We start from the raw sequence: 9,929 nt of genomic DNA, 5'->3' as shown, positions 1-9,929 counted from the left end.
ATCCAGCGGCTCAACCTTTACAGCCATACCCGAAGCCCCCGGGCCCTCCGATCCTACGAACGACCAGAGCAGGCCCACGCCAAGAAGGTAGGACAGCCCTTAAAGGGCCTGCCGATCATCAAGGTGTTGCTTTCAGCGCTGGGGCTCGTTGGTGTCGTATGCGCATCCCGGACGAGACTTGTGATCAACTTGCCGTGAAGTTTGCGGTGTTGTTCCCGCACCTGGACGAACGACAGCGGCGGCTACTGATGGCCGCGGAGGCCCGAGCGCTGGGACATGGCGGCATTCGGGCCGTGGCTCGGGCGGCCGGGGTGAGCGGGACAACGGTTCGCAAAGGCATGTCCGACCTGGAGGCAGGCGATCCTCTGGTGGGGCGAGTGCGGCAGCCGGGCGGCGGACGCAAACGCGTCGTGGACCTCGACCCTGGATTACGGACGGCACTGCTGAGTCTGGTCGAGCCTCTGGTGGAGCTCGTCGGGGCGTTGGTAGAGCGCCACTTGGCGGGGGTCGAGCACGCCTATCTCCCCGACCAGGACGCGGGCACGGCCGTCCCGCTCCTCGTACGCGTCGGTGAGCGCGCGCCAGCGACGCCAGACCTCGTGGACCTCGGGGCGGTTCCAGGCCGCGGAGTTGACGGGGTCGCCGGTGGTCTCGTCGAGCGCTGCCTGCGGGTCGTCCGGCAGACCGGGCTGCTTGTGCAGGCCGTGGGCGACGTCGATCCGGAAGCCGTCCACGCCCAGGTCGAGCCAGAACCGCAGGATCGACTCGAAGTAGTCGCCCACGCGTGGGTCGGCCCAGTTGAAGTCGGCCTGTTCGGGGGCGAAGGAGTGCAGGTACCACTGGCCGGGCGTACCGTCGGCCGTCGTCGTGCGGGCCCACGAGGAGCCTCCGAAGATGGAGCGCCAGTTGTTGGGAGGTTCGGCACCGCCCGGGCCACGGCCGTCGGCGAAGTGGAACAGGGCGCGCTCGGGACTTTCTGGAGCGGCTGCCCGCGCGGCCCGGAACCAGGGATGGTCGGTGGAGCAATGGTTGGGAACAATGTCGATCATGACGCGCAGGCCCAACGCATGTGCATGGTCGATGACTTGACGCATCAGGTCCAGATCGCCGAAGCGGGGGTCCACGCCCTCGTAGTCGGCGACGTCGTACCCGTGGTCGTGCTGGGGCGAGGGATAGAACGGGCTGAGCCAGATCGCGTCCACGCCGAGGCGGCGCAGGTACGGCAGGCGCTCGAGGGCGCCGCCGAGGTCGCCGGTTCCCGTGCCGGTGGAGTCACGGAAGCTGCGGATGTAGATCTGGTAGACGACCGCTGTGCGCCACCAGGGGTCGTCGCGCGGGGCGGACGGCGCGAGTGCGGGGGTGGCGGGAGCAGGTGCGGTGGTGCTCATGTGGGTTTCGCTTGGCTCTCTCAAAAAAAAGGGGGCGGCAGTACGGGGGGGTTGGTTGGGCGGGATGGCGGCGGGTTGCTGTCCGCCACCGTGTCGTGCGCTCAGTCCTTGAGCGCTCCCGCGTTTCCGCCGCGTACGAAGTGGCGTTGGAAGAAGAAGAAGACGATCGCGACCGGAATCGTGGCGAGCAGGGCGGCGGTGAGCTTCAGTGGGTACTGGGTGCCGGATCCGAGGCCGCCCGAGACGAACTGGGCGAGACCGGTGGTCAGCGTGGCGTGGTCGGCGGACTGGGCGGTGACCACGAAGTGGGTGAACTCGTTCCACGAGCCCTGGAAGGACAGGATCGTGAGGGTGATCAGCGCGGGCCTGGCCATCGGCAGGACCACCGACCAGTAGGTGCGCAGGATGCCGGCGCCGTCGACACGGGCCGCCTCCTCGATCTCCCGCGGAACGGACTCGAAGAACTGCTTCATGACGAAGACACCGACGGCGTCCACCAGCAGCGGCACGATCATCGCCGTGTAGGTGTCGTAGATCCCCAGGTACTGCACCACCAGGAACTTGGGGATCATCAGGATGACACCGGGCACGGCCATCACCGAGATGAGCAGCACGGTCAGCAGTCCGCGGCCGCGAAAGCGCAGGCGGGCGAGCGCGTAGCCGGCCAGCGAGTCGAAGAAGACCCGTCCCGCCGTGACGACCACGGCGATGAACACGGAGTTGCCCAGCCAGGTCGGGAACGCCACGCCCTCGGAGCCGGTGAACAGCTGCCGGTAGGACGCCAGTGAGAGCGGGTCCGGTATGAGGCCGAGGGGCGAGGCGGCGGCCTGGGGATCGGTCTTGAACGTCGTGGCCACCTGGATGACGAACGGCATGAGGTAGACCAGTGCCACCGCCGACATCACCAGTGTGCCCACGAGTTGCATGTTGCGCCGCCGCTCACGCGGCCGGCTCCGCGCCGTGGCCGACGCGTGCTTTGTCACCGTCGCAGTGGTCATCGGGTGGTCCTCCTCGTGCGACGCCATCCACGGCCGTCGCGCTCGCGCAGCGCGAAGCGCTGGATCCCCGTCATGACGAGGATGATCGCCAGCAGGACGAAGGAGATCGCGGCGCCGGTCCCGTACTGCGCGTCCTTGAAGCTCAGGCTGTACGAGAGGAAGGCGGGGGTCAGGGTGGTGTTCGCGGGCTGGCCCTGGCTCATCACGTACACCTGGTCGAATACCTGCCAGGTGCCGATCAGACCGAGCGTGATCACCAGGAAGAGGACGGGGCGCAGCGCCGGCAGGATGACGTGGCGCAGCGTCTGCCGGCGGTTGGCGCCGTCGAGGCGGGCGGACTCCAGCTGGGCCTCGGGGATGTCCTGCAGGGCGGCGAGGAACATCAGCATGAAGGTGCCGGACGTCGTCCAGATCACCAGCAGGATGATGGTGCACATCGCGACGGACGGTCCGGAGAGCCAGTCCCACCATGACAGGCCGAGCACACCGTGGTCGGCGAGTGCGGCGGGCGGGCGGTCCGGGTCGACGAGACCGACCCCGCCGAGCGCCACCCACACGAGACCCCGTGCGTCGGTGAACCAGTTCGGTCCCTGGATGCCGACCCACTTCAGCAGGTTGTTGACGGCTCCGCTGCTCTGGAACAGGAAGAGGAACACCGTGGACACCGCGATGGAGCTGGTGACGGACGGGAAGTAGAACGCCGTGCGGAAGCCTCCCTTGCCTTTGAGGCGCCGCTGGTTGACGGCGAGGGCCAGGCCCAGCGCGAGCGCCGTCTGCAGCGGGACGACCAGCAGGACGTAGTAGAGGTTGTTGCGCAGGGACGTCATGAACAGCGTCCGGGTCAGCCCCTGGTCGGCGAACAGACCCTTGTAGTTGTCGAGTCCGACGAAGTCGGCCGCTCCCGAGAACGGGTTCGACTGGCCGTCCCAGTCCAGCAGGCTCACCCACAGGGCCATGACGACGGGGAGCGCCAGGAACAGCCCGAGCACCACGACCATCGGGCTGACGAAGGCCCAGCCCCACAGCCCCTGGCGGCCCTCACGGCGCGGCCGGCGGCGCACGGCCGCGGGGGTCTGAGACCCCGAGCCGGTACCCGACGTGCTGGTGGCGGTGACGGTGCTCATCGAGCGTTACCGCCCAGGACGCTCGCGCCGTTCTTCTGCAGGTCGCTCAGCAGCTTCTTCGGGTCACTGTCCGCCAGTTGGGCCAAGGAGGTGTTGAACTCGGCCATGACCTGCCGCATTCCGGGTGCGGTCACGGGCAGTTGGGCGTAGGCGGCGCCGTCGGCCCATGCGGTCGACCCGGGGTTCTGCTGCTTGTAGGTGTCGAACAGAGTCGTCTTCGACGGCATGACGCCGAGCGTTTTGGCGAACTTCAACTGGGCGGAGTCGGCGGTGAGTTGCTCGATCAGGTCGACGGCAGCGTCGCGGTGCTTGCTCTTGGCGGCGACGCCCCAGCAGTTGGTGAAGGCCATCGTGCCCCTGCCCCCGGGGCCTTCCGGCAGGGAGAGCACCTTGTACGCGGTGTCGGGATAGTCCTTCTTCATCGCCCCGGCCAGCCAGTTGCCCTCGACGGTCATCGCGGCCTTGCCCTTGCCGAAGGCCTCGCCGCCCCACCCGGACCCCAGGTCCTTCGGGTACTTCAGGACGCCTTCGTTGAGCAGCTTCTTGACGAACGTCAGTGCCTTGACGTTGCCGGCGTCGGTCGCGGTCATCTTGGTCTGCCCCGGGTTCGTCAGCCATGACCCGGACTGCTTGAAGAAGGGGCCGATCTCGGCGTAGTCGGGGTTGAAGGAGAGACCGGTGACACCCTTCCCGGTGAGCTTCTTGGCGACGGCTTCGAGCTCTTCCCATGTCTTGGGGTAGTCGGTCTCGGTGAGCCCGGCCTTCTTCCACAAGGTGGTGTTCACGGCGAGCCCGAGGGTCGACTGGTCCTTCGGCGCGCAGTACAGCTTGTCGTCGTAGGTGAAGGCCCGGGTGAGGACGGGACTGAAGTCGTCGCGGTCGTCGAGCTTGTCCCCGTAGGCGTACAGCGCGCCGCGCTGTGCGTATGTGGAGAACTGGTCGCCCGATGTGTAGAACACGTCCGGCGGGTTGCTGCCCGCGAAGGCCTGGCCGAGCTGCTGGTCGATGTTCTGCGCGACGTCCACCGTGACGGAGTTGCCCGAGTCCTTCGCCCAGGCGGCGGCCACCTCTTTCACGGCACTGGTCTCGGCGGGGCCGGAGGTGGCTATCAGGACCCTGATGTCCTGCTTGCCCGAGTTCTCCTGCCCGGCGTCCTTGTCGAACCCCGATGAGCAGGCCGTGGACAGCAGCGAGACCGACAGAACGCAGGCGACGAGAGGCAGTTGGGTGCGGCTCATGATCGTTCCTTTGATGAAGGCGAGTGCCGTGTTGCGAGGATGGAAGGGGCTGCGGGGTCAGGCGCCCGCGGCAGCGGGTCCGGAGCTGTCCCTGACCACGAGCCGGGGCGTCAACAGCCGCTGCTCACAGGGGCGTCGGGGGTCGGCGATTCGCTCGACGAGCATCCGCACGCATTCCGTGGCGGCCTCTTCGAGCGGCTGCTCCACGGAGGTCAGGGGCGGGTCGAGGAGCTCCGCGAAGGGCGAGTCGTCGAAACCGGTCACCGCGACGTCCGTGCCCGGCCGTTGCCCGCGCTCGCGCAGCGCGTCGTAACAGCCCAGCGCCAGCGCGTCGCTCACGGCCACGATCGCGCTCACGCCCTTGTCCAGCAGCGTGCCCGCGGCCCGGCGGGCGGCGTCGGGCCGGTTGGCGGTCGCCGCGGTGAGCCCGCGCGCGGGCAGGCCGTGCCGCTTCATGGTGCGCCGCCAGCCCTGTGTACGGTCGTCACCGGTCCCACTGCCGACGGGCCAGCTCAGCAGGCCGATCTTGTGGTGCCCGGCCGCGACCATGTGCTCGGTCGCGGCCTCGATGCCTGCCGCGCCGTCGACGTCCACCCAGTCGCCGAAGTCCTCGTCGCTCCAGGAGCGGCCGAACGCGGCGAAGGGCACGGACCGGTCGTGGAGCCAGCGGTGGCGTGGGTCGTCGGTGGCGGTGCGGTCGAGGACGAACGCGTCAACGGCCTGCTCCCCCAGCAGTTCGTCGTAGCGCTCGATCTCCTGCTCGCGGGAGTCGACCGAGAATACGAGGAGCCGGTACCCGGCCGCGGCCGCCAGCGCGTGCAGGAAGCGGTCGTTCACCGCGTTGGAGCGCCCGGCGACGCTGCGTTCGAGGGCGAAGCCGATCGTCCGCGACTCACGGCGGCGCAGCGAGCGGGCCGCGGTGTGGGGCCGGTATCCGAGCTCCTCGATGGCGGTCTTCACCCGGGCCAGCGTCTCGGGCCGCAGCAGTTCCGGCTTGTTGAGCGCATTGGACACCGTCTGCTTGCCCACCTCGGCACGGCGGGCGACATCGGCCATCGTCGGCGGCCGCGCCGCCGGTCCTGAACTCCCGCCGGGAACATCTTTGTTCATTTCAATCCATACAGAACGTCGGGTACGGTGTGGACACGAACCGGCTTGGATCGATCCAATGCCTGATTGGATCGATCCAAGCACGAATTTCCGTCACTGTACATGCCGCACACGGCAGCAACGAAGGCCAAAGGTCCCGTCTCGATGACGCAACAGATTCCTCAGCAAACGCAGTCCCCAGCGCAGTCGCCCGACCTTCCCGCACCCGTCTCCGCGTCCGGCGGCCAGCCGTTCGTCCACGATGCGGTGCTCGTCCTGTCGGCGCCTTCTTTCGTGGCCTCACGCCCCGACGGCGACCTCGCGGCGCCGGTCGACGGCTTCTACCACGGCGACCGCCGCTTTCTGCGCTCCTTGCACATCACCGTCGACGGCAGCCGCCCGGCCCCCACCAACTCCGTTCTGCAGAGCGCCGACCGGGCCACGTTCGACGCGGTTCTGCGCGGAACAGCGCAGCAGACCGCCGACCCGGCAGTGACCTTGCTGAGGGAACGCACCGTCGCACCGGGCCGGTTCACCGAGACGCTGTCCCTCACCAACCACGGCTCTCTGCACGCCCGGTCGACCGTCACCGTCACCGCCGAGAGCGACTTCGCCGCCATGGACGCCGTCAAGAGCGGGGCCACCACTCCCCTGTACGAACCGCGAGGCGAGGACGACCGTCTGACATGGTCCGCGCACGACGCGCGGATGACGCTCACCGCCCGCACCGACGACACCGCCGCCCGGACCGGCGTCTCGGCCCTGGGCCCCCGCGGCGCCTTCACCTTCGAGGTCTGCCTCGCTCCGGGCGAGAGCTGGACCTGCGCCCTCGAAGGCCGCGCCGCCACCGACACCCCGACCCCCTTCGGCCCGGCGGCGCACCAGGACCGCCCCTGGGCGCAGCTCCGACTCGACAGCGCGGACGGCGACTTCACCCGCCTCGTCGGCCGGGCCGAGCAGGACCTCACCCGGCTCCTGCTCTGCGACCCCGAGGCTCCCGGCGACGTGTTCGCCGGAGCGGGCGCGCCCTGGTACCTGACCTTGTTCGGCCGTGACTCCCTGTGGACGGCGCGCATGCTGCTGCCGCTGGGGACAAAACTCGCGGCCGGCACACTGCGCACGCTCGCGCGCCGACAGGGCCGCAACGTCGTTGCCTCCACAGAGGAACAGCCCGGCAAGATCCTCCATGAGGTACGCGCCGAGACGCAGGAACTCGACGACGGCACCCGCCTGCCCGCGCAGTACTACGGCACCATCGACGCCACCCCGCTGTGGATCTGCCTACTGCACGACGCCTGGCGCTGGGGCATGCCGTCCACGGAGGTCGCCGCCCTGCTGCCACACCTCGAAGCCGCCCTCAACTGGCTGGTGGAGTACGGCGATCCGGACGGCGACGGCCTGCTGGAGTACATCGACTCCACCGGCACCGGCCTCGCCAACCAGGGCTGGAAGGACTCCGGCGACTCGGTGCGCTTCAGGGACGGCTCCCTCGCGACCGCGCCCATCGCGCTGTGCGAGGTGCAGGCGTACGCGTACGAGGCGGCCGTCGCCGGTGCCCAACTCCTCGACGCCTTCGACCGGCCTGGCGCAGACCGCTACCGGGCCTGGGCCACACGCCTGCAGGAGGCCTTCCGGCGCACCTTCTGGGTCTTTGACGAACACGGCCCCTACGTGGCCATCGCGCTCGACGCCGACAAGCGGCCGGTCGACGCCGTCACCTCCGGCATGGGGCATCTGCTCGGCACCGGCCTGCTCAACCCCGAAGAGGAAGCCACCCTCGCAGAACGGCTCCTCTCCCCCGCTCTGGCCGACGCGTTCGGTCTGCGCACCTACGCGACGAGCAACGGCGGCTACAACCCGCTCGGCTACCACATCGGCAGCGTCTGGCCGCACGACACCGCCATCGCCGTGCAGGGACTCGCCCGCGCCGGATTCCCGGACCACGCCCGGCGCCTCGCCGAGAACCTGATCGCGGCCGGGCCCGCCTTCGACTCCCGCCTTCCCGAACTCTTCGCGGGCACGGCCCGTTCCGCGTCCGCCCGCCCGGCCCCGTATCCGGCGTCGTGCCGCCCCCAGGCCTGGGCCGCCGCGTCATCCGTCGCCCTGCTCCAGGCACTCCTCGGTCTCCAGGCGAACGCACCGGAAGGAACCCTGACCATCCGCCCGGTCGAGAGCCGCCTGCTGCCGCTCACCGTCTCCGGCCTGAACGTGGCCGGGCACGAGCTGACGGTGTCGGTCGCGGCGGACGGCACGGCGCGTACGCGCACGTCGGCGCCCCTCGAGGTGACCGCCTGACCACGCCGCCCGAGCCGCTGCCCCTCGAACCAGGCACGAAGCACACCGCACATGTCCAAGTCCCCCGCCGGCGGTGTGCTTCGTGCCTGCCCTCCCGTCCCTGATGTGACGTCAGCAACGTCCCCGCCCGGACGGCTTGAATCATCGCGGTCAGTTCTCCGAGGGGATACGCGCGGCAATCTCCCGGGCGAACCACTCGGCTTCTTCACTCAGCTCGTCCAGGCCCTCCGCAGCAATCAGTTGAAGAAGGCGTAGAAGGTCGTGAGCTTCGTCGAGGGTGAGCATTTCCAGACGGTGCGCCGTGGCGTCCTGCGCCGGGATCAGGCTGGTGGCATCCGAGTTCATGTCCTGGGTAACGACCGCCAGGACCAGGAGCATCTGGAAGAGCTGTCCGAGCACCCGCACGGACCTACCCATATCCGTGACCTGTCGGGCTGGGCCCTGACGGCGAGGGTCAGCGGTCGATCGGCTGAACCTGGTCCAGCCCGGTCTCGCGCACGATGCGCGCCACGATCCCCCTCCACCGTCTCGATTCCGCTGGGCAGCACATCTCGCTCCCGGTACCAGCCCTGAAGGTGTTGCTCGGCGACCCGGGTCAGATACTCGAGGTCGGGCTTGGTCGCATGCCGCGTGAACGTCTCAGCCAAGGGTGCCCGCAGGGTCGCGCAGCGCGGGGGCCGACGCGCCATGGGGACGCAGCGCGGTGGCTCCCGGGCACGCGCGCTCCGGTCCTGTCCCTTGCTCGCTCTTCCTTCTTCTGGTCTGTCGAGGAGCTGGAGTGCGCGTGTGAGGGGTTGTCAGGGTGCCCACCAGTTCCGAAAGTCTGGGCTGACCTGGGGTTATGATGCCTTGGTTGCGTGGGGTGTACTGCCTGATCGTGGAACGGATCACCTAGCATCAGCAGCACCTGTGCGTCGCCCGGCAGTTCCACGCCGCCCAGTCGAGTGGGTCGCGCGGTCACCCTGCGCCAGGTGGTCACGGGCGGCTCGCGTCGCAGGACCTCTTCCACCCATGCCTCGGCCAGCCCCGCCTCCTCGGCCGCGCGCGGCCAGACCCCGGGCTCGGTCAGGGCCCGGCGGAGCACGGTCGCGATGAGCTGACCGGTGGTGGACTGGCCGGCGATATGGATGCCGAGGAGTTCCATCAGCACCCTGCATGGAAGGACCTGCTCGAAGGAGCTGAACAGGTCGGTGGCCGTGGACTGGGGCCGCACTGCGTCGAGCAGTTCGTCGGCGATGCGCTCGACTACCGGTACGGCGGCCGTGACACGCCAGGCGTCGAAGAATCGTGCGACCGTACGGCGCAGGCCCCCGGTGAAGCGGGGTCCTGGCCGTGTGTGCCCGGCATCACTCAGTCGCCCGCGGGTGGTCTCCCCGAGCCCACGGGAGCTTCCCGCCGACACCGATCCCGGTCCGGCACCGCCCGCGCGGACGAGGCGGGCGAACACGCGCTCCACAAATCAGCGTTGGGCGCCGAGTTCGGAGCCGTGTCCGGTGCCCGGCGGACGATCAGCGGTTTCACGCCGAGGCCCCAGACCAGACAGCGGTACTTGTCATGGGCGTAGCCGCGATCGCCGAGCACGACGTCAGGGCGGCGCCGAGGTCTGCCGCGCTGGCCCCGCACGGGCGGAACGGCCTGGAGGAGCGGGATCAGCTGGGTGACGTCATTGCGGTTGCCGCCGGTCAGGGTGACGGCGAGCGGAATGCCGGTGGCGTCGGTGATCAGACATCCGATGCGGTTAAGGAGTCAAGCGGCGGTTGCGAGGACGGTCTGGGGTTGGGTGGGAAAGGCGATGGT

The 9,929-nt window shown here is 69.2% G+C and carries 6 protein-coding genes and 3 pseudogenes; 2 read left to right on the top strand and 7 right to left on the bottom strand.

Going from position 1 to position 9,929, the window contains the following annotated elements; genetic code table 11:
* Nucleotides 1-158 precede the first annotated feature (158 nt).
* Nucleotides 159-461: pseudogene (locus tag ACWFR4_RS46425) on the top strand (ISAzo13 family transposase); the annotation flags it as partial.
* On the opposite strand, the pseudogene ACWFR4_RS46420 reads toward ACWFR4_RS46425, so the two are convergent.
* From ACWFR4_RS46420 to ACWFR4_RS46400, 5 genes and pseudogenes are all read right to left on the bottom strand, one after another.
* Nucleotides 462-1,388 (bottom strand): annotated as a pseudogene (locus tag ACWFR4_RS46420) (alpha-amylase family glycosyl hydrolase); the annotation flags it as partial.
* Between the two features lie 101 nt (nucleotides 1,389-1,489).
* Nucleotides 1,490-2,386, bottom strand: a complete 897-nt coding sequence (locus ACWFR4_RS46415) for a carbohydrate ABC transporter permease (protein WP_453657728.1) — start codon at nucleotides 2,384-2,386, stop codon at nucleotides 1,490-1,492.
* Entirely contained in the window at nucleotides 2,383-3,510 is a 1,128-nt protein-coding gene (locus ACWFR4_RS46410; RefSeq protein WP_453657726.1) for a carbohydrate ABC transporter permease, read from the bottom strand. The genes ACWFR4_RS46415 and ACWFR4_RS46410 overlap by 4 nt, the downstream gene beginning before the upstream one ends.
* A complete protein-coding gene (locus ACWFR4_RS46405) occupies nucleotides 3,507-4,748 on the bottom strand; it encodes a sugar ABC transporter substrate-binding protein (protein ID WP_453657724.1) in 1,242 nt (413 codons plus the stop codon). Before ACWFR4_RS46405 ends, ACWFR4_RS46410 begins: the two co-directional genes overlap by 4 nt.
* 57 nt (nucleotides 4,749-4,805) lie before the next feature.
* Nucleotides 4,806-5,858: a LacI family DNA-binding transcriptional regulator gene (locus ACWFR4_RS46400; protein WP_453657722.1), complete on the bottom strand. Its 1,053-nt coding sequence runs from the start codon at nucleotides 5,856-5,858 to the stop codon at nucleotides 4,806-4,808.
* A gap of 144 nt (nucleotides 5,859-6,002) precedes the next feature.
* Here ACWFR4_RS46400 and ACWFR4_RS46395 point away from each other — a divergent pair, with 144 nt between their 5' ends.
* A complete protein-coding gene (locus ACWFR4_RS46395; RefSeq protein ID WP_453657720.1) occupies nucleotides 6,003-8,132 on the top strand; it encodes an amylo-alpha-1,6-glucosidase in 2,130 nt (709 codons plus the stop codon).
* Nucleotides 8,133-8,282: 150 nt separating this feature from the next.
* Here the strand turns inward: ACWFR4_RS46395 and ACWFR4_RS46390 are convergent, their stop codons facing one another.
* Together ACWFR4_RS46390 and ACWFR4_RS46385 are read right to left on the bottom strand one after the other, a co-directional pair.
* Entirely contained in the window at nucleotides 8,283-8,537 is a 255-nt protein-coding gene (locus ACWFR4_RS46390; protein WP_453657718.1) for a DUF6417 family protein, read from the bottom strand.
* Nucleotides 8,538-9,594: 1,057 nt separating this feature from the next.
* Nucleotides 9,595-9,857 (bottom strand): annotated as a pseudogene (locus tag ACWFR4_RS46385) (transposase); the annotation flags it as partial.
* Between the last annotated feature and the right edge of the window lie 72 nt (nucleotides 9,858-9,929).

Source organism: Streptomyces sp. NPDC055140 (genome assembly GCF_053607285.1).
This window is presented reverse-complemented; position numbering and strand designations above follow the sequence as displayed.

What these genes read in the sequence shown, in the direction of transcription:
- ACWFR4_RS46415 (WP_453657728.1), bottom strand. Translation starts at nt 2,386, where the DNA reads ATGACCACTGCGACGGTGACAAAGCACGCGTCGGCCACGGCGCGGAGC.
- ACWFR4_RS46410 (WP_453657726.1), bottom strand. Translation starts at nt 3,510, where the DNA reads ATGAGCACCGTCACCGCCACCAGCACGTCGGGTACCGGCTCGGGGTCT.
- ACWFR4_RS46405 (WP_453657724.1), bottom strand. Translation starts at nt 4,748, where the DNA reads ATGAGCCGCACCCAACTGCCTCTCGTCGCCTGCGTTCTGTCGGTCTCG.
- ACWFR4_RS46400 (WP_453657722.1), bottom strand. Translation starts at nt 5,858, where the DNA reads ATGAACAAAGATGTTCCCGGCGGGAGTTCAGGACCGGCGGCGCGGCCG.
- ACWFR4_RS46395 (WP_453657720.1), top strand. Translation starts at nt 6,003, where the DNA reads ATGACGCAACAGATTCCTCAGCAAACGCAGTCCCCAGCGCAGTCGCCC.